Annotated in this window: 15 protein-coding genes and 1 pseudogene; 4 read left to right on the top strand and 12 right to left on the bottom strand. The window is 54.7% G+C overall.

Features of this window, described 5'->3' with window-relative positions:
• Positions 1–479: 479 nt before the first annotated feature.
• The 4 genes from ACPT9Q_RS06365 to ACPT9Q_RS06350 all read right to left on the bottom strand — a co-directional run bounded on the left by ACPT9Q_RS06365 (position 480) and on the right by ACPT9Q_RS06350 (position 5,701).
• A complete protein-coding gene (locus tag ACPT9Q_RS06365) occupies positions 480–2,846 on the bottom strand; it encodes a DUF7507 domain-containing protein (RefSeq protein WP_427365287.1) in 2,367 nt (788 codons plus the stop codon).
• Positions 2,847–3,046: 200 nt separating this feature from the next.
• Positions 3,047–3,433, bottom strand: coding sequence for a response regulator (locus ACPT9Q_RS06360; protein WP_427365286.1), 387 nt, complete (start codon positions 3,431–3,433; stop codon positions 3,047–3,049).
• Between the two features lie 88 nt (positions 3,434–3,521).
• The gene (locus tag ACPT9Q_RS06355) at positions 3,522–4,178 is read right to left on the bottom strand and encodes a response regulator (protein WP_427365285.1); all 657 of its coding nucleotides are present in this window, start codon (positions 4,176–4,178) and stop codon (positions 3,522–3,524) included.
• Positions 4,175–5,701, bottom strand: a complete 1,527-nt coding sequence (locus tag ACPT9Q_RS06350; protein ID WP_427365284.1) for an ATP-binding protein — start codon at positions 5,699–5,701, stop codon at positions 4,175–4,177. The genes ACPT9Q_RS06355 and ACPT9Q_RS06350 overlap by 4 nt, the downstream gene beginning before the upstream one ends.
• A gap of 1,780 nt (positions 5,702–7,481) precedes the next feature.
• Between ACPT9Q_RS06350 and ACPT9Q_RS06345 the strand changes: the two genes are divergently transcribed.
• The gene (locus tag ACPT9Q_RS06345) at positions 7,482–9,602 is read left to right on the top strand and encodes an O-antigen ligase family protein (RefSeq protein WP_427365283.1); all 2,121 of its coding nucleotides are present in this window, start codon (positions 7,482–7,484) and stop codon (positions 9,600–9,602) included.
• 45 nt (positions 9,603–9,647) lie between these two features.
• Here the strand turns inward: ACPT9Q_RS06345 and ACPT9Q_RS06340 are convergent, their stop codons facing one another.
• From ACPT9Q_RS06340 to ACPT9Q_RS06310, 7 genes are all read right to left on the bottom strand, one after another.
• A complete protein-coding gene (locus tag ACPT9Q_RS06340) occupies positions 9,648–10,391 on the bottom strand; it encodes a hypothetical protein (RefSeq protein ID WP_427365282.1) in 744 nt (247 codons plus the stop codon).
• An 18-nt stretch (positions 10,392–10,409) separates the two neighbouring features.
• Positions 10,410–10,658, bottom strand: a complete 249-nt coding sequence (locus ACPT9Q_RS06335; RefSeq protein WP_017874364.1) for a hypothetical protein — start codon at positions 10,656–10,658, stop codon at positions 10,410–10,412.
• Positions 10,655–11,302 carry a hypothetical protein gene (locus tag ACPT9Q_RS06330; protein ID WP_427365281.1) on the bottom strand — a complete coding sequence of 216 codons (648 nt, stop codon included), beginning with the start codon at positions 11,300–11,302 and terminating at the stop codon, positions 10,655–10,657. Before ACPT9Q_RS06330 ends, ACPT9Q_RS06335 begins: the two co-directional genes overlap by 4 nt.
• A 78-nt stretch (positions 11,303–11,380) precedes the next feature.
• Positions 11,381–11,962 (bottom strand): hypothetical protein, encoded by a 582-nt coding sequence (locus ACPT9Q_RS06325; protein WP_427365280.1) that lies wholly within the window; start codon positions 11,960–11,962, stop codon positions 11,381–11,383.
• 178 nt (positions 11,963–12,140) lie between these two features.
• Positions 12,141–12,620: a hypothetical protein gene (locus ACPT9Q_RS06320; RefSeq protein ID WP_427365279.1), complete on the bottom strand. Its 480-nt coding sequence runs from the start codon at positions 12,618–12,620 to the stop codon at positions 12,141–12,143.
• Between the two features lie 2 nt (positions 12,621–12,622).
• Positions 12,623–13,303: a LuxR C-terminal-related transcriptional regulator gene (locus ACPT9Q_RS06315; RefSeq protein WP_427365278.1), complete on the bottom strand. Its 681-nt coding sequence runs from the start codon at positions 13,301–13,303 to the stop codon at positions 12,623–12,625.
• Positions 13,293–14,813 (bottom strand): GAF domain-containing sensor histidine kinase, encoded by a 1,521-nt coding sequence (locus tag ACPT9Q_RS06310; protein ID WP_427365277.1) that lies wholly within the window; start codon positions 14,811–14,813, stop codon positions 13,293–13,295. Before ACPT9Q_RS06310 ends, ACPT9Q_RS06315 begins: the two co-directional genes overlap by 11 nt.
• A gap of 127 nt (positions 14,814–14,940) precedes the next feature.
• Between ACPT9Q_RS06310 and ACPT9Q_RS06305 the strand changes: the two genes are divergently transcribed.
• From ACPT9Q_RS06305 to ACPT9Q_RS06295, 3 genes and pseudogenes are all read left to right on the top strand, one after another.
• Positions 14,941–15,363 (top strand): response regulator, encoded by a 423-nt coding sequence (locus ACPT9Q_RS06305; RefSeq protein WP_427365276.1) that lies wholly within the window; start codon positions 14,941–14,943, stop codon positions 15,361–15,363.
• 98 nt (positions 15,364–15,461) lie between these two features.
• Positions 15,462–16,010, top strand: a complete 549-nt coding sequence (locus ACPT9Q_RS06300; protein WP_427365275.1) for a TlpA family protein disulfide reductase — start codon at positions 15,462–15,464, stop codon at positions 16,008–16,010.
• Between the two features lie 685 nt (positions 16,011–16,695).
• Positions 16,696–17,814: pseudogene (locus tag ACPT9Q_RS06295) on the top strand (IS3 family transposase).
• Positions 17,815–18,306: 492 nt separating this feature from the next.
• Here the strand turns inward: ACPT9Q_RS06295 and ACPT9Q_RS06290 are convergent.
• Positions 18,307–18,939: a hypothetical protein gene (locus ACPT9Q_RS06290; protein ID WP_427365274.1), complete on the bottom strand. Its 633-nt coding sequence runs from the start codon at positions 18,937–18,939 to the stop codon at positions 18,307–18,309.
• Between the last annotated feature and the right edge of the window lie 82 nt (positions 18,940–19,021).

The raw sequence follows: 19,021 nt of genomic DNA, 5'->3' as shown, positions 1-19,021 counted from the left end.
CCACTTTGTCACCGCGAGGTCGTCGTTTCGTCTCGAAGCAGTCTCTCTTTTCAACAAGTCCAGAAGCGCAAAAAGAAACCCTGAATCAACTCGGCGCCACAATTCTTGCTTTCTCTCTTTTCCGCCCACCGACTCAACACAGGTACGGGAGATTTGGGGTGGTCCCAAATACAAGAGGAAAACCCTCGGTCGCTTTTTTGTCCTTCTCCCAGACCCAGAGGCCTGCAGCTCCCTAAAGGTTTTTCACCATACACTCAACCAGAATCAAGCTTTACCTTAACAAACCCGGTGCTCTACAGCCTCCCCATCGGGTATGCCCTCACCAGAGCTTCCGGGTACCAAAAGATGGATGGGGTGGCGGTGATACCGATAATTCTAACTCCCTCCAAATGCAACCCTTTTCATGCCATACAGAGGTGGGCTCAGCCCACCTCTGCTCTGTATTACACCTTCACACCTGCGATCAAACAGAGGTGCTGTTAGCTACTCGTTATATCATTCACCCAGTACACTTTCTCCGGACAGCTCAGATCGCCAAGGTTTTTGAGGGTGATTTTTACTTTGTACTTACCAGAGGGAGGATTATCGCCTTCGATACCACTATTAATCTTTAAGCCTTCGATAGTGAAGTTTCTACCGTTTGCAGTTTTTTCATCAGTCTTATTCTGATTTGTGTTTTCTAAGTACAACTCTGCTTTCACCTCAATACGATCGTTGCAGACGTTGTAGTCAACCCAGCCGTCAAGCCAAACTTCCCATGTTTTCTTTTTCTTATCTTTACCCTCATCCCTATGCCATACAGCTTTTATTGGATGCTGGTCGGTACTGATGAGCTCGAAGTAGCAGCAGCATTTGCCACCACCCAGTGTTATTTGCTTCGTAAGGGTGGCTGGAGAAGTCGTACATGCATTTTTGACCTCAACCTGCACTTCATAGGTCTTACTATCACATTCTTCAATATTTGGAAACTGGTGAGAAGTTGCTGTTATCCAATCGGAGTAAATCCATGATCCACCACTCTTCTTGCGGTAAGAGTAACGATACTCAAGAGTTGGGCTTCCGCTGGCCTGGACATTGGTTATCTCGATTGTGCAGGTCTTGCAAGGTGGTTGTGATGTTGAGGGTTTTTTACAGGCGCTACAGGTACTCTGAAAATCAGTGCTAAGCGTCGCTGGACAGCTACAAGAAGCGGTGACATCAAAATTAGTTATGGTAGCTGGAACGCATACTGTTCCGCCACCTCCGCCGCTTCCACCTGTGTAGGTGTTCGTAATCGTCCAATCGCCATACCAAGAATTACCCGTAGTGACGGTAATACCATTAGGATACTGGGGTGACCAGCCGTCGGGCACAGGATCCTCGATGATAGTATACTCGCCTTCTCCCAAGAAAAGCTTCGCCTCTCCAGCACCGGTGATTATGAAAGTGCCCACTTCACGCCCATCCTTTATTACTTTAAAAGAGAAAGAGGGTGGTTCCCCGTTGCTGTAACCCTCAAGCTTTTTCCTCAGGATGAAAGCGTAAAGGTTAGCGCTATCGGTATCGGTCACGGTAGTGCCGCCATACTTCCCAGAGGCTGTAGCGGTGTTGGTGACAACCTGCCCAGGGTTTTTCCACTCTGGAACAGTGCATTCTACATCGAACTCCCAAACGCCGCCTGGTGCTAATGTGCCGGTATATTCTTTGTTGACCCCACAATCAGTGTCATCCACACGTACGTCGGTCAGAGGAACGTTACCGGTGTTGGTGACTTTAATTCGATATTCTGCCGTTCCCCCGGCAAGAACAAAATCTGGTCCGGTTTTCTCAATACTGATAGCAGGTCGAGGTTCAACCGGCACGGTACCCTCCTCTGGGGCATAAACCGTTACCGAGTTTCCGTTGGTGATGGAAACCACAGCCTTGTTCCGGTACTTGGCGCCTGGCTCAAAGGTAAGACCGGTGAGGGAATAACTGAAGGTTTCGTTTCCTCCGGCTGGGATCTGCGAAGTCACCGGAATAGTGATGGGAGAACCTACATCCACCCACATGGTGCCGTCCCACTTCTGCAGCTGGTCCACAATGGTAAGACCGGTGGTAGCGGCAGTGCCAGTATTGGTGACCGTAATCGTTCCGCTGACCGAATTCGAAGTGAAAGTAGCGGTCTTGGAAGCAGTGATGGTGGTAGTTGCAGCGGTTCCTCCACCCCCACCGGGTGTTCCCCCTCCACCACCTGGTACTACCCCTCCTCCGCCACCCGGGGCACCGAAGTAGGCCGCGGCGATGCGTCTTGCCCACTGGAGGACAAAATCGTCTTTCTGGGCATCCGCACACCGGGCAAGGACTCTTCTCACCGCCTCGACAAACTGCGGGTACCTCGTGAGGTCGAAATTCGGGATATCGCTGCACTTCACAAGGCCCGGATAGAGTTGCTTTGCCACCTCGTAAACAATCACCTGCGCCGTGGTGTAGTAGTTGGCCTCTCCGGCGTCGTTGGTCTTTCCACTTTCCACGATGATGCCCTTCTTCACCCGGGCAGTGCCTCCGGGGACATCGGCGTAAAGGACGTAACAGGAATCGCTGGCGCCGCTGACCTCGTAGTTGCCGCAATCATCGGTCTGCGTCTCGAGAACCTGTCCTCCTTCCCCCTCAAGACGGACTTTCGCCTGCGGGGCAGGGACATTGCCCTCAGAGACCTGGGGGCTGGCGCAGGAAAGGGTGTAGCAGTTGTTCCCTGGCATCGCCACCTTACCACGAATTCCGGTCACTCCAGGAGCACCGAACTGGGCTCCCGGGAAGCAACCCACCATAAGGAGCAGAACCACAAGACCCACAGCACCAAGGGAAAACACAATGACCTTCTTCATCTAAAAACCTCCTTCTGGGTTTTCTGCCTCCAGACTACTGCGGGAACGACCGGGAGAGAATAGGCCGGTTTTCCTATTCTCTGCAAAGGAAAGGACTATTTTGCCCCCGGTGCCGGCAGGGGCTCACGCAGACTGCGGTTGAGAAAGAAAAAAAGAAGACCCAGAAGGGATGTACTGCGGGCAAAACTCCTCAGTGCAACCTACGATACGAGTCCCGGAACCTGACCAGAAGCCTCCCGGAGGGTCCGGTAGAAATCCTGCACGTCCCGGCCCTTGACGATGTAGGCGTAAGCACCCCGGCGGAGGGCTTCCTCCTCGTATTCTTCATACATGCTGAGCATCACCACCGGGATGGAGAGCTCTTTTTTGAGCTTTTCCAGAAGTTCAAGCCCGTCTTCGTTGTTCAGGCGGACGTCAAGGACCACCACATCGGGGTTGAGTTTTTTGAGGCGGGAAAGCACTCCCCGACTCCCTGTGCTCTTCCCCACGACCCGCAAATCCGGCTGGCTGTTGATGAGGAACTCCAAACTCTCAAGGAGGAAACGATTATCGTCAATCAAAAAGACCCGAATTTCTCTGTGCCCCACGGCAATACCTCCTTTGCTTCACACAGCATACCCCTTCTCCCCTTTTCCTGCCATAGGCAGGAAGACCTAATTGCGGCACCTCCCCGTCCTATTTTGCCTCTTCCAGGAACCCCTCACGGAGGGCCAAAAAGATGATTTCCCGGCGGTCGGAAAGGCCGAGTTTCTGGAGGATGTTGCTCACGTGGTTTTTGACGGTCTTCTCGCTGATGAAAAGGAGCTCCCCAATCTCCCGGTTGCTCTTCCCCTGGGCAAGGAGCCGCACCACTTCCTGTTCCCGGGGAGAGAGTTTCTCCCAGATGGTCGACCTCCCCTGGGGGGCTGCTTTCCTCACCAGGTGGTGAATCCTGGAATACACGAGGTCGCTCAGAAGGACCTCGCCCGAGAGACAGGCCCGGATGCTGCGCAAAAGCCGCTCCGGCGAATCCTGCTTGAGGACGTACCCCCGGGCTCCCTCAAGAATCGCCTGGATGACGATCTTTTCATCCTCCTCCACCGTGAGCATGAGAAAGGCCGTCTTCTTCTTGGCCTCGCGGAGCTTCCGGAGAAGCTCAAGCCCATTCCCCCCAGGGATGTTGAAGTCAAGGAGCACCAGGTCCACCTCAAGGGGGGAAATTTTCGCCACCGCCTCCTCGAAGCTGTGGGCCAGTGCCACGACCTCGAAGTCCCCCTCAGCCTCAAGGAGCTTCTTGAGGCCGGCTGCAAAAATGGGATGGTCGTCCACCAGGGCTACCCGCCACCTCGTCATCCCCGCTCCACCTCTTTTAGGGGAATGAGAGCCTCAACCTTCGTCCCCTTTCCGGGCGAGGAACTGATCCGCAACCGCCCCCGGATGGTTCGAAGCCGAAGGCGCAGGTTCATGAGGCCGAAATGCCCCTCACCAACGTCTTTTGGGGTAAAGCCCACTCCATCGTCCTCCACAAGGAGGCGGAGTTTCGCCCCCGACAGTGTCTCAAGCACCACCCGCACTCTCTTTGCCTGGGCATGTTTCGCCACATTCGAGAGGGCCTCCTGGAGCACCGCCACCACCGTCCTGTACACCCGGAAGGCCAGAGGACCCGAGGGGAGGGTAAGCTCCTTTTCCACCACAATTCCTGGGGGCAGGAAGCTCCCGATCACCTCCTCGACCTTCCGCTGGAGCTCAAGAGAAGAAACCGGCTTCCCTCTAAGCTCTGAGAGGATGAAGCGGGATTCCTCGATAGCAATGGTGTTGAGGTTCTGGATTTTCTCTAAAAGCCCCCGGGCGGGTTGCCAGTCTTCCCCCACTTCCCGGCTCAAAAAGTGGAGGTAAATCTGCTCTGAGGCGAGAATCTGCGCAAGGCCATCATGCAGCTCCCGGGCCAGGCGGTTCCGCTCTGCCTCCCGGGTGAGTTTCTTGGTCTCCTCAAGGAGGCGCAGGTTCTCAAGGCAGGATTCCGCAAGAGCCGAAACTACAGAAAGGAGGAGGAAATCAAGGACGTCAAGGGTGTTGTCACAGAAGGCAAAAAGTACATAGTGCCTGGCTTTCTCCACCGCAAAAGGTAGGGCAAGAAGGGACCGGCCCTGGAACTCCAGAAAGCGGGGTGTTCTTTCCTCAAAAAGAAACGCCACCCTTTCCTGAAGGGGAGACAGAGCTCTCCAGGTGAGCTCCTTCGGCCAGCCCAGGGTAAAGACCCGCCACGACCTCCGGGGCGAAAAGCGGAAAATCGCCACCTGAGAGGCCCCGGTGAGGACCCGCACCGAATCAGCAAGCTTTGCGAAAGCCTCATTCTCTGAGGAAGCGCAGGGCACCCGGCGGGCGAAAAGGGAGATGATCTCGGAGAGAGCAAGAATTCTCCGCTCATGCTGGCGCCGCAGGAGGTTCTCTACAAGGAGAAGGCCAATGCCTTCTGCCAGCGCCGAAAGCCGGGGGAGTTCCTTGCGGGGGAAAGAGGGGAGAAGGGTGTTGAGGTTGAGCACCCCGATGACGTTTCGGGCACTGTCGAAAATCGGAAGGGACGCCGAGGCGTGTTTTCTCGTCTGGCGGCGGTCAGGATACAGGGAACCGGCATCGATTACGATGGGTTCCCGCCGCTCAAAGACGAGCGCAGAGACACTCCCCTCCTCGTTCCCCACCCGTTCCCCCAGGTACTCCCTGCGGATGCCTCGCCCGGCAGCAAGGTAGAGTTCGCCTTTTTTGTCCCGAAGAATCAACGATCCGCTCTCTGCCCGGGCGACCTCTAAAGCCAGGTCGAGGATGTGGTCGAGAACCTTTTGCTCTTCTTCGGAAAGGACGTATTCAGGAATACCCATCCCCCCTGGGGAGATTATACCACCTGGGTCTTTCTTTGAAAGATGAGTTTTCCCTCCGGACCCTCCTTTGCGCCCTGAATATCTGAATCTGTACTCGAACCACTTTTGGCGCTGTGTTGCCTTCCCTGATCGTGCGAGGCCCTGGTTTCTCCCTTCCTGCAGGGCTATGTGCGCCTCTCTCACTACGCCACCGCAAGGTCGCGGTTGTACCTTTTTGTCGCTGCGAAGTCGTAGTATCGTTCCTTCCCTTGTCACTGCGAGCTCGTAGTATCGCTTGCGAAGCAGTCTCTTTCCCTACCTGGGAATACGAGATTGCTTCGGGCCTTCGGCCCTCGCAATGACCAACAAAAAGTGTCACTGCGAGGTCGTTGTTTTGCCTCCGAAGCAGTCTCAAAAAACCCTTACCCAGGAGTACAGGATTGCTTCGCTTCGCTCGCAACGGCGAAAAATACCGCCGGATTGCTTCGCTTCGCTCGCAATGACCCACAAAGGTCACTGCGAGGTCGTAGTATCGCTATCTCTCTTTGTCACTGCGAGCTCGTAGTTTCGCTTGCGAAGCAGTCTCTCCTCTCAGGAGTCATTGCGAGCCTCGTTTTTTCGTCTGGCGAAGCAATCTCACGAGACTGCTTCGTCACTTCGTTCCTCGCAGTGACAGGCTGAGAGTCACTGCGAAGTCGTCTTTTCGTCTCCGAAGCAGTCTTGAACTGTCAGGAGTCATTGCGAGCCTCGTACTATCGTTTGGCGAAGCAATCTCCTCTCTCATCCTTTGGGAATACAGGACCACTTCGCTCACAGTGACAGAAAAGGGCTCTTACGACCCCCAGCAGGTCATTGCGAGCTCGTCTTTTCGCTTGCGAAGCAATCTCTTCTCTCATCTGTGGGAATATGGGACTGCTTCGCTTCGCTCGCAGTGACACACACAAAGTAGTCATTGCGAGCCTCGTACTATCGTTTGGCGAAGCAATCTCAGAGATTCCTCGCCGCTTCGCGGCTCGGAAGGACTGAAGAAGAAACGGCTCGGAATGACCGGTCAAAAGAGTCACTGCGAGGTCGTAGTATCGTTTCCGAAACGGTCTCGCCTTTTTCAGCTTCTTTGGTGTTCACGCGAACCAGAACTATGAGGTTGCTTCGTCACTTCGTTCCTCGCAACGGCGGGAAATACGTCCGCCGACTTTCGCTTCGTCGCTGCGTTCCTCGCAGTGACAAAAACAAGGGATTCCTCGCAGTGACAAAGAAAGGGTCCTCGCAGTGACCCCCCACTTTGTCACTGCGAGCCTCGTTTTTTCGCTTGGCGAAGCAGTCTCATTTTTCGCGATTGTGAGACTGCTTCGCTTCGCTCGCAGTGACAGAAAAAGGACTCGCAGGGACAGAAAGGGGCTCACAGTGACAAAAAGGCTCGCGGTGGCAGAAAAAAAGGGCTTGCAGCGGCAGAAAGGGGTTTGTAGTGGCAGAAAAGGGCTTGCGGTGACAAAAGGGTCACAGCGGCAGAAAGAGACTCGCAGGGACAAGGAGGGACTCGCAAGACAGAAAAGGAGCGCAGGGACTTCAAGGGCCTACGGTGACTTCCCAGTGTGTCGCTGCAAGGCGCCGTTTTCTACCTGAAGCAGTCTCGCTGTCAGAAGAAGAATGACGCTCCCCGCCCTTCATAACCTGAAAAGACGAAAAGAAACAAAGCAATTCGACTCTGCTTTGCCTAACTCCCAGCCTAACTTCCCATAAAGCCCCGGATCATCCCTCCGGCACAGGGGACTGTGGTATGATACCCTCAGGGGGTGAAAGCGTGCCGGCAAAATCGAAAAAATCCGGAGGTTCTCTCGAGAAAACGAAGAAAGCGAAGCAGGCTCCCTCCTGGCTTCCTTTTCTCGAGAATACCGTTTTCTGGTTCCTCTTTGCCCTGGTTCTCCTTGCTCCCTACTACCGGGGGCTCTATTTTCGCCTTGAGCGCTATCCCTTTTTCCTTTTTATCTGTGGTGCAGGGATTTTCTTGAGCTTCATCCGCCTGTACTTCCGCACCCCTTTCGTCCTTCCAAAAGACCTCACCCTCGTCTTTACCCTCTTTGTCCTCCTCTATGGGGTGAACGTCTTTTTTGCTGCCGACCGCGGCCTCTCCTACCAGGAGTTCGTCAACTGGGGTGTGTACGCTCTCCTCTTTTTCCTTGTGGCCTCCCTGAAGACTCCTCTGCCCCGGGCCGTCTTTTTGCTTTTCGGGGGGAATACGGTCCTCCTCACCCTTCTTGGGCTCTTCCAGGCCTTCAGGTGGATTCCTCCCTACACGTACATCCTTGGTATGCCCCTCCAGGGGATGTTCGAAGGTGGAAGGCTCCATTCCACCTTGCAGTACCCCAACACCGCCTCGGCTTACCTTGGTGCGGGGTACCTGGCCCTCCTTGGGATTACCCTTGAAGAAGGAAAAACAGAGGGGTTGAACTTCCTGGCGTCTTTCCTGGCTTTCCTTGCTCTGGCGGGAACGTTCTTCACCTACTCCCGGGGAGGACTCCTTCTGCTCGCCCTGATGCTCCTTTTCCTCCTCCTCTTTTTCCCGCAGAAAATTCGCGCAGGGCTTTTCTCCGGAATCCTTGCCACTGCCCTCCCCTTTTTCGTTCTCCTTCCCCTTCTCGAGCGTTTCCTCCGGGCGCTTCAGCCCCTCCCCTTCTGGGGCATCCTCCTTGTGGGAGCTTTCGCCTCGGCATCCTTTCGGGGCCTTCTTGAGCCTTTAGAGCGAAGGCTCAAGATCTGGCCGGCAAAGAGATTCCTCGCTTTTATCGGTGTCCTCTTTGCCACCGTGGCCTTTCTCTTTGTCCTTGCCGTCCATCTCGGTCTTGTAGGAGGTGGGGCCACAAGGCTTCTTGATGTGAGCCTCCGCACCCGCAACGTCTGGGAGCGGCTCATCTTCTACCGAGACGGTCTCAGAATTTTTGCTCTGCGTCCTGTAAGCGGCTGGGGCGGGGGAGGATGGGAAGCCCTGTACCTTTCAGTTCGCTCTTTCCCCTATTTCACAAGGAGCACCCATAACTTCTACCTCCAGGTCCTCGTTGAAGGAGGGCTTGTGGGGATGACTCTTCTTGTGCTTCTCCTCTTTTTCCTCTTCCGGATGAGTAGCAACGCTTTCCGCCGGAACCCCACGCCCTGGGTGGGGATGCTCTTTGGGATTCTCGTCTTTGGCTTTCTGCACGGATTTGTGGATGTCGACTTCAACCTCGGGGCATACCAGCTTGGGGTGTGGTTTCTGGCAGGATGCCTGGTTCAGGGGCTCCTTAAAGAGAGCAAAAAAGAAGCCATCCTTCCCTCCTTCTTCCTCGGCGTGGCCTTTCTACTCTTTTTCATTCTGAGCTTTCTCCCCGTCCCTTCAGAGCGCTTCAAAACGCTGGGTGATTCCTTTGTCCAAGAAAAGAAGTGGGACGAGGCCGTCTACTTTCTCGAACGAGCTTCCCGCTTTGAGCCCTGGAACCCAGAAATCCACTATGCCTTAAGCCGGGCCCTGCGGCAGAAGTTCCTCCTTGAGCGCAAAGAGGCTCTCCGCCAGTGGGCCATTGAAGAGGGAGAGAAAGCCCTGCGCCTTGCCCTAAGGAACGCTTCTATCCTCGAGCACGTGGGCATTCTCTACGCCGAGCGGGGAGACTTTGACCGGGCACTTCCCCTCCTCAAAAAAGCCGTAGAATCCAATCCTTTCGAGCTCAGCCACTACCTGAACCTCGCCCGGGTCTGCCGCTATGCCGGGAGATTCTTCCTGGAAAAGGGCGAAAAAGAAAAAGCCATTGTCTTTCTCGAGGAAGGCATTGCAGTAGAGGAACTCCTCAGAAAGGCTGAAGGGCGCTCTTTAGTACCGCTGAAGTGGGATACCGGGGAGGTCAGGCAACTCATCGAGGAAATGAAAACCCTGAAGCAAAAGGCCGGTGAGTAGAGCTCCTTCTTTTTCAAGAAGCTCTACTCATCTTTTGTCTTTCGTTCATCCGCAGGCAGGACATGGTGGAGGAGTTGGCGGCTTTGGGGGCCCTGTGGGAGCAGGAGGTGTAGTTGGAGTTACAGTTGGAGTCGGAGGGGTGGTTGGAGTAGGGGGTGCAGTTGGAGTGGTTGCCGGAGTCTCTCCCACCTCTCCCCCCGGAACCCCGGGAGCGCCAAAAAGCGTGTTGACCAGGGCTTCTGCCAGGGCCCGTACCCCGGGGTCTCCCTGGGCATCCTTGCAGTCGGCAAGGACTGCTTTCACCGCCTGAACCAGGGCGTCGGTGGGCTGAATGAGGTGGATGTCTTTCATCGGCAGTGCACCGGGGTAGAGCTCTTCGGCCACTTCCCAGATGATGACCTGAGCGGTGGTGAAGTAGTTGGCCTCTCCGGCGTCAGAAGAGGAAACGAGTGTCGTGATGCCCTTCTTCACCCGGATGTTCCCCTTCTGGGCGTAGACCACGTAGGCTTCCCCTGCTTTCCCCCAGAACTCAAAAACCCCCTGAGCATCCGTTCTTGCAGTCAGGCGGCTCTCCTGGTCCCCCACGATGGTGAGGTCGGCGTTGGGAAGGGGAAGACCTTCAGTGATATCCGGATTGGCTACAAAATCAAGGTAACAGGCATTGTCCGGATTCGCCACCACACCCCGCACCCTGACAGGAAACTTCTCCCCCGGGGTCATCTGACACCCCATGATGGCAAAGACAAAAAGCGTGAAAACACTCAACCCAAACACATATCTCTTCCACATACTCATCCCTTCTTTCCTTCAGTGTCCTTTCTCCACATGCCAGCTCTCACATTCACCATTGGAACAGAGGACGACGGTAGCGCTCATCGTCGAATACCCCTGTGATGACGACACCGAAACCACCGTACTTGAGACCGAGGAAACGAGGGTTGAGGAACTTCCTCCTTCTGGCTTTCCTTCAAAAGCCGCAAGCTCCCCCTCCCCAGCACAGCCCAGAAGCGCAAGAGCCAGAGCCCCAGAAAGAACGAAAAAGAGCAGCATCCTCATACCGTACCCTCACCCTCTGTTCCCGAACCGGTACCGGAGGGAACCTCCACGGAAATATCGATTGGCCCCACGTTGACGTCTCCCACGTTGATATCCCCGATGTTCACCTCGGGGGCTCCAGTTTCTGTGGTCTCTGAGAGTGCGTTGTAAACCACCACGTTTACGATAGGGGAGACGTTGATGTTGAGGCCAAGCTGAATGTTGTTCTGGATAATATTGGCGATGTTCAGGGCAATGAGGTCAGCACTGGCGCTTTGCGTAAGAAGGGCAAGCTGGGTACTTGTGAGGGTATTCCCCTGCAGGATGTCCTGGCCGTTTACGGATACCCCGAGGAGATTGAGGTAGAAATCGATATTTGCCGGAAGAGAAGAATCGTTCGAGCTTGAGGACGCACCGTTTGAGCCCGAACTCGCCGGGCTTGAATTCCCCGAACTGGAAGTACTTCCCGAAGGCGAAAAGTTCACTCCCCCACCAGGGGAACCCACCGAAGGCACCCGGTGTCCCCGCAAAATCCGGCTCGCAAAAACTCCAGCCGCGCTTGAGCTCCGCACCCCTCTCTCTGCACCCCAGGCTCCGCTGGCAAAAATGAGAAGACACAGAGCCAGAAGAAAACTCCCCAGAATAATTCTTTTGCTTTTCCTCATGGAAAACTCCTCCTCAGGAAAAATTTTGAAGGCCCCAGGAAACCCTGGGGCCTTTCCTTGAAGCTCGACTGCGGGTGGTTATTTCCCTGGCTTTCCGCCCTCCGTCTCCGTGTTGTAGCTACCCTCGATCTTGACCCGGTTCACACGGGAAACCTTGGTGATGACCGCAGCAATGACGGGAACGCAGCTCTCGTTCGTGGCTGTCACGGAGCTTGACTGGTTTGCCAGGGCAACATTGCCGCTGACCCCGATGGGGACATTCCCTGCGATGGCGCCGGTACCGTTCCCGCCGGTATCACCACCGGTGTTCGTGCTCCCGCTGGAACCACCCTGACCGTTATTCCCCTGATTCCCACCACCGAAGCTCAGTGCTCCCAGAAGCCCTGGAAGGCCACTTGTTGCGCTGGCATCTCCGGTACTGGTCATTGCACCAGCCCCTGCATTCCCGGTTGTCTGCGAGACATCACCGGAAGACTGAAGAATCGCCAGCCCCTGGTCCACGCAGAACCAGTTGTCCTGGAGCACTGTTGCCCCGGTCACCGAAACCGCCACGATACTGTTGAGACTGCCACTGTCGGTGAGAGAAACATCCTGAGCATAGGCGAGCCCCAACCCTAAAACCACCGCTACCATGAGGGACACAAAGAAGAGATTCTTCACTGCTCAAACCCCCTTTTGAATTTGGTGCCCTCATTATCTCGCGGGAGAAAGGAAAGCCAAAGAGGCGAAGGTCTGAAGCGGACAGGGAAGTATTGCCACCTTTTCCGGGACTCTGTCCTGAAGAAACAGGGACTGCCCGGAAAAGGGGAGAAGGGTGGGACTTTCGCCCACCCCGGAGTCACTCAAAGCCTAAAAGCTCGGTTTTCCGTATTTTCCAGCTTCCTGCAACTTTCACCAGGGTCACCCGCAGGTGGTCCGTCCCCGAGTAGGTGGATCCCCCGTATTCCTGTACCCAGTGCTCGTCGACGGTGACCACCACGTTGTCCTCACTGAGGATGTTGAGCACTTTGAGGTTCCGGAACTCATCCTCCAGGATGGTTCCGGTCATCGTCGTCTCGAGGATGAAGGTCCTCAGGGTCTCCTGCGTGGCGATGGTGATTGCGGTTCCTTCGTAATCCACGTACTCGAAAGGCAGGGTGTAGAACCCGAGGACCCGCTCCACATCGTTTGACCGCAGAGCCTCCGAAAGGTCTGCAAAGAACTGATTGATTTCCGCCCCGATGGTGGCTACCGTCCCCGGGGGAAAGGTCCCCGAAGTCACAGAGCACCCGGCCACCAGAAAGAGCACAAAGAGTGTGGCAATGGCAAAGTATTTCACAGTTACTCCTCCTTTTTGGGAGTATCCCCCTCAAGGGGGAACCCCTCCTGAATGGCAAAAATCACCAGCTTCACCCGGTCTTCAAGGTTGAGCTTGGTGAGGATATTGGTCACGTAGTTCTTCACCGTTTTCTCGCTCAGGAAGAGCTCCTGAGCTATCTCCCGATTGTCCTTTCCCTGGACGATGAGACGCAACACCTCCTTTTCCCTCGGGGTGAGCTCGCCAAAGGCTTTCGAACCACCCTGTCTTGCTTTTGACCGCCCCCTTTCAGCGAGGTACCTCATCATCTCCCCGCCGATGACGGTGTCACCCTGCAGAGCCGCCTGGATGTCACGCGTGATTTTCGCGAAAGAGGAACTCTTGAGGATGTACCCCTGCACCCCGAGGGACAGGGCCCTGAAGAGGCTCTCGCCTGAAGCATCCATGGTGAGGATGAGCACCCTCAAGCCGGGCATCTTTTCCCGAAGCACCTTCACCACATCAAGGCCGCCAAGACCCGGGAGGTGGAGGTCCACGAGGGCGAGATCGGGCTTCTCCTGCGGGATTCCCCGCACCGCTTCCTCGCCGCTTGTGTAGCACACGCAGCGGCCAATCCCCGACCCCTCGAGGAGGCTCCTCAACCCCTCGGCAAAGAGCACGTGGTCATCCACAATGGCGATTTTCGGAAGCTTTTCATTTCCCATAAAGCGGCACCATCACCTTCACCGTTGTTCCTCGATTCCTTTTTGAGCGCACCCGCAAAACCCCCCTCTGGAGCAGTACCTGTTCCCGCAAAAGGTCAAGACCATGGCCGTGTTTACTCTCTCCGGTCTCTTCCATACCCTGCCCGTCGTCGTGGAAGAGCAAATACACCTTACCCTGGCTCAGGCCTATTTTGACCACCACATTCCTGGCCTGCGCGTACTTCAGGGTGTTGTTCAGCGCCTCTGCAGCAACCTGCAGGAAAAGCTCACGGATTTCAAGAGGCACAAGGTACTCGGGAATGCGCATCGTGACTTTGTGGTGGATTTTCTGGGTTCCCAGCGCAAGGCGATGCTCAAGAACCTGTACCAGGGTCTCCGCAAAGCCCTTTCTCTCCTCAACACTTTCCCAGAGTGTCCGGAGGACATCCCGGGATTGCAGAAGGCAACGGTGTACTGCAGCACCTACTCTTTCGAGGATGACCAGAATATTTCGGCGCTCCACGTTCCCCGAAGAGAGCTTTCGCCGAAGGACCTCGAGGTAGAGCTCAACGCCCGCCAGGTCCTGAGTGAGGGTGTTGTGGATTTCCTGGGCAATCCTCAGCCGTTCCTGCCTGCAGGCAGCGGCTTCAGCCGCTTCAGAGAGAAGACGGTTCTCAACGAGAACTCCACTGAGGCCAAAAAGAAGCGCAAGCGCGTCTTTCACTTTCTCTGCGAGGGGCCTTTCAAGAAAAAGGACTGTAACCCCGAGAACTCTCTGGCCGGAGACCAGGGGGTAAATAGCGGCAAAACGCAAGGAATGGCCCGGTCCTCGTGGTTCCTTTCCAAGCTCCAGAAAGAGGGGACGTTTTCTCTGCCACGCTTCTCGCACTGCAGGAAAGAGAGTGTTCCGGTTTTCTTCCCAGCTTGAAAAAAGGGTATCGCCCCAGGGGGAAAAGACCAGAGGGACTTCGGAGAAAGGGGGGACCAGAAGCACAAGAAGAGGAGCCCGGGTGGCGGCAAAGGCAGCCACAACAGTTCTTCGCAGAATCGACGCCACGTCTTCCGAGAGACCGCCAAGAAAGACCAGAAGCCCTCGCTCAAGCTCTGGAACCTTCGTTATTCCACTCCCTCCAAGGCGAAAGGCCACTTCCCAGGCCAGAAGCTGCGCCGAGACAATCTCCTCGCCGCTGAAAGCCTGATCTTTCCGGTTAAGGGAGAGGAACCCGAAGACCTCCCCCGAGCCGGTCAAAAGAGGAAGGCAGAGGGCGTATGGTTCCCTCCCGCGGGGAAAGGAGGAATGCCCCGGAAGAGTCCTCTTCCCATCAATCTGGACTGTGCGCTTTTCCCGGAGAACAGTACCCGCAATTCCTTTTTTTGCGCTGAACCCCTTCCGTACCCTCCCGGACCAGAGACCCACCGAGGCCACCACCCGGAACCGCTCTCCGCAAAGTACGGCAATGGTTCCCGAAGAAGCGTGGAACCCCCTCAGTGCCTCCTGCAGGACTTTCTGGATCTCATGCTCTCCTTCCACAGAGCCCTCCAGTTTTTCCCACAAAGAACGGGACTTTTGCCCACGGATAAAGGACCGAAGGCTCTTTCCTGAGCAATCCAGAGCATGCTACCCTCAAGGGAGCACACAGAAGGGAAAGGAAGACGGCGTGAGAAATGTTATCAGGGTGTTCCTCGTTGACCACAGCCCCATCTTCATCGAGGCTTTCGCTTTCCTCTGCCGGGAAGAACCCGGGGTTACCCTCGTCGGGTTCTCAGAGGAGGGGAAGAATGCCCTGTCAGAGATTCTGCGGGCAAAACCCGATGTGGTCTTCGTCGATGCCCAGCTTCCCGATGTCAACCCGCTGCACTTTGTGCGGGCCATAAAAGAGGCCCGGGCCACAACCACGGTCATCGTCCTTTCTCTCTTTGCATCTGCTGAACTCTCCGGGAGGGCCATCGCGAGCGGGGCCTCAGCCTTTCTGGTGAAGGGGTCTTTTGAGGAGATTCTCGCTACTCTCCAAAGGCTCTCTCCAGAGCAAAACCACAGATCCTCTTTCCATTCTACCCGGGACCCTCAGGGAGATACATAGGCCACAGTACCCATTTTGCCCCACTGGAAGTCCTATTTCTCCCTGGCCTCTACTGTATGGTACAATAGGGGAAACTCGCTCAAGAAGGAGGAACGTTTATGCACCGAGGCACCTTTTTCCTTGCCCTCATCCTGGGACTTGTGGTCCTTTTTGCCCTTTCTGGATGCTGGTGGTTCGAAGGCCTTTTTCCCGCTCCTTCGCCTTCGCTCCCCCCGACGTCACCCCTTCCCACAAACACCGATATGGACAGGAAGGACTTCACCATGTTCAGCCTGGAAGGCGGCACCATCACCCTCTCGTCCTTCAAGGGGAAGCCGGTGCTTCTTGTGTTCTTCTCGCCTGGGTGCTCCCACTGCAAGGCAGAGGTCCCGGCCCTCAACGAGGTGTACCGGAAGTACAAGGATACCCACGGTCTTGTGGTCCTTGGGGCTGGGTACGGCCTTGAAGACAGTATCTCAGCCTTCGTCCAGCAGAACGGGGTGCAGTATCCCGTGGGGTACTTCACCGACCGGGCGGTCCTTGAGATGTACGGGGTATACTACGTCCCCCACAACGTCTTCTTCAACCGTGAGGGAAAACTGGTGAGAACCGCTATTGGGGAACTTTCATTGTCCAACCTGGAAAGTTACCTGCAGGAAATCTTTTGAAAAAGCGAAAGAGCCTGGGCGATTTTTCCTTGCTGTCCAGGCTCTTTGAGAATGATTTCCAGAGCTCTGGAAAAACCCGATCCCCTATGAGGGTACCGTCGGACAGATTAGGCGCTAAAAGAAACAGCGAGGCGAGCAGAACAAGATAAAGGGGGACCCGGGGGAAACTGTCACCTGATGGATGACGCGTAGCTCGAAAAGGCTCAAAAAGAAAAGGCGATTCCCCATTTCAATCCGCCCAACTATTACGCCTCATAAACTTTCTCATCCAAATTCTCCCTATTGTTGTACCTGAATTCTCACCCCTTGAGGTAGCATCTAAGTTCTCCTTGCCCATTCCGTGATATCTCCATTGCTATGGTCCGCCCATTCATGCTTAAACCCATACGTCACCAAGCTATCTAACTTTTGAATCTCTCCGTGTAGATGAGACTCCTTCTCTTGACCTTCTTCATTGGCGCTCTCAAGAGAGTCCCTGCGCTTCCCTCTTCGACAATCTCCACCCTCGCTTTCCCCTGGCTCCCTTTCCTCTGTTTCTCTCTTCTTCCCCCAAAACAGCTTTCGTCTGCTTCGACCTCTCTCGTCAAGCGATGCGCATCTTTGGAAGTGCAATGGAAGATCGCCTTGCACACCATACAATGGACCCATAAATTTAGACACGAAAATGGGAGGTTCTAAGCGTCGAATGGGTACCAGGAAACAATACTCGGCTACGATGAAGGCAAAAATCGTCCTGGAAATTCTTAAGGAAGAGAAATCCATCCCCCAAATCGCATCCACCTACGGCATCCATCCTTCCATCCTGAACCGCTGGAAAAACGCAGCAGTGGAGAAACTCCCTTCCCTCTTTGCCGATGATACGAAAAGCAGAGAACATCTGAAAGCCGAATACGAGAAGAACATCCAGGACCTCTATACCGAGATTGGTCGTTTAACCACTGAGCTTGCCTGGCTTAAAAAAAGAGTGGCTTCTGAGCTCGGTCGAGACAAGCGCCTGGATTTGGTGGAATGGAATCACCCGGAAATATCACTGAAAAAGCAAGCAGAATTTTTGAATCTCAATCGCTCCAGCTTATACTATCGCCCGGTGCCCCCTTCCCCAGAAGAGATAGCCATCAAACACCGCATTGGTGAAATATACACCGAGTACCCCTTTTACGGTTCCAGGCGCATTACCGTCCAGCTTCGAAGAGAAGGATTCTCGATCAACCGCAAAACCGTTCAGCGCTACATGCGGGAAATGGGCTTAGCAGCCATCTATCCTCAATCGAACTTGAGTAGGCGAAACCGGGAACATCGAGTCTATCCTTACCTGCTACGGGGTCTTTCCATTACTCATCCCAACCAGGTGGGGTATAGACATTACCTACATTCGGCTGGTTGGAGGATGGATGTACCTGGTAGCCATCATGGACTGGTATTCCCGCTTTGTAGTCAGCTGGGCCTTAGAGAGTAGCTTGGAGGCCACTTTTGTACTGGTGGCAGTACAAGAAGCAATGGAGAAAGCCAGGCCAGAGATCATGAACAGCGACCAGGGAAGTCAGTTCACCAACCCGGATTACATCAGGTTCCTCGAGGGGGAGGTGTAAGGATCAGGAGGAAAGCAAAGACCGGGCCACTGACAACATTTTCACCGCACTATCTCCGAAGCCTGAAATACGAGGAGGTCTACCTCAACGAATATCAGAGTCCCAGAGAAGCCAGGCAGGGTATCTCCCGGTATCTTACGTTTTACAACCACCACCGACCTCATCAGTCTTTAAAGTACAGAACACCGGCAGAAGTTTACTATGGAAAGGGTTAGGACATATGATACCCTGTTGGACATATTTTTCCACGCTTAAGATAAAGATCGTGTCTTGACAAAAGGGTCCACCTCACCAGACTCTATAGCCGTGTTGCAGGAAATGCCCAGTTCTTTGTATACCCGGTTGACGAGAACCTCGAAGACAAAGAGCTTTAAAGCTCAGACGAACTCCAAGAAGGGTGCGCGCGACCCTATAGCAGGCTCTCCTTTCGAGCGATCCATTCCCTTTGGTAGCTTCAGCACTCATACCTTTGCCTTCTCACCTCACCAAGAAAATGACTGCGAAAGAAGGGACAGGCGTCAAAGGCCTTGAGAGCACCTCTGGTTCTTAAAAACTCCTCGGAAGCCTCTTCAGAGGAAGCGATTTTCGTAAGTTCAGCTAAGTTCTTGACCCATCCTCCAAAGGAGAGCATAGCGGATTATATTGAGCAATCACCAAAGAAAAAAATAGGCCCCGGGAAAACCCGGGGCCTGAAACAACTACCTTCATTACCACAGCGAACAGCCAGATGGCGGAGTCACTGGCTCACAGACCGCAGCGCAGCAACCGGAATCCTCGAGACCACAGCGAGTATTGCCAAGCTGGTCGTAAATCTTGCACTTGTATGCGAGCTTCCACTTCACGGTGTCAGCAACAGAGGGTTTCTGGTAATCCTGAAGGCCAAGGTCTTTCTTGTATTCATTTGCATCCTCTTTGCTGCAGATAAGGCCCGCAAATGCGCCTTCTGTGATTGTTGCCGTAATCTTGATCTTCTGGTTAGAAATTTGAGTAACATTAACATTAGAAGCTTTTACACCATCCTCGAACCCGCTGCCCTGTCTTGTGGGGTTCACAACGGTGATTGTCCAGTTCGCTGGATTGGTGATACATGCCCAATCTCCTGCAATTGGCTCGTCAAAGGTCAGTATAATGGCGAACGACCCATCATCATCGGGATCATCAGAAGTGTACAGCCTCTGCACCACTGTGCTCACAACCTCCGGATAAGCTGTGTCTGCTGTGGGAGTAGGAGCTGTTGGGCTTGGGCTTGCTGTGGGGGTTTCTGCTGGCTTACAGCCGACCATGGCAAGGACTGCAACGGCAAAGGCTGCGGCAATGAGCAACCACACGTACTTCTTCATGCAACACAACCTCCTTTACCTTGGGGTTTCTTCCTGTGCCTTCCGTGCGGGCTTTCCGCTGTTTCGCCCACAGGGTGCGGCC

The organism is Candidatus Caldatribacterium saccharofermentans, from assembly GCF_050267035.1.
In the GTDB taxonomy this organism is placed as follows: domain Bacteria; phylum Atribacterota; class Atribacteria; order Atribacterales; family Caldatribacteriaceae; genus Caldatribacterium; species Caldatribacterium saccharofermentans.
This window is presented reverse-complemented; position numbering and strand designations above follow the sequence as displayed.

Bases quoted from the DNA above. Each gene is read 5' to 3' on its own strand.
- ACPT9Q_RS06340 (WP_427365282.1), bottom strand. From the start codon at position 10,391: ATGTGGAAGAGATATGTGTTTGGGTTGAGTGTTTTCACGCTTTTTGTC.
- ACPT9Q_RS06355 (WP_427365285.1), bottom strand. From the start codon at position 4,178: ATGACGAGGTGGCGGGTAGCCCTGGTGGACGACCATCCCATTTTTGCA.
- ACPT9Q_RS06365 (WP_427365287.1), bottom strand. From the start codon at position 2,846: ATGAAGAAGGTCATTGTGTTTTCCCTTGGTGCTGTGGGTCTTGTGGTT.
- ACPT9Q_RS06350 (WP_427365284.1), bottom strand. From the start codon at position 5,701: ATGGGTATTCCTGAATACGTCCTTTCCGAAGAAGAGCAAAAGGTTCTC.
- ACPT9Q_RS06335 (WP_017874364.1), bottom strand. From the start codon at position 10,658: ATGAGGATGCTGCTCTTTTTCGTTCTTTCTGGGGCTCTGGCTCTTGCG.
- ACPT9Q_RS06300 (WP_427365275.1), top strand. From the start codon at position 15,462: ATGCACCGAGGCACCTTTTTCCTTGCCCTCATCCTGGGACTTGTGGTC.
- ACPT9Q_RS06290 (WP_427365274.1), bottom strand. From the start codon at position 18,939: ATGAAGAAGTACGTGTGGTTGCTCATTGCCGCAGCCTTTGCCGTTGCA.
- ACPT9Q_RS06330 (WP_427365281.1), bottom strand. From the start codon at position 11,302: ATGAGGAAAAGCAAAAGAATTATTCTGGGGAGTTTTCTTCTGGCTCTG.
- ACPT9Q_RS06315 (WP_427365278.1), bottom strand. From the start codon at position 13,303: ATGGGAAATGAAAAGCTTCCGAAAATCGCCATTGTGGATGACCACGTG.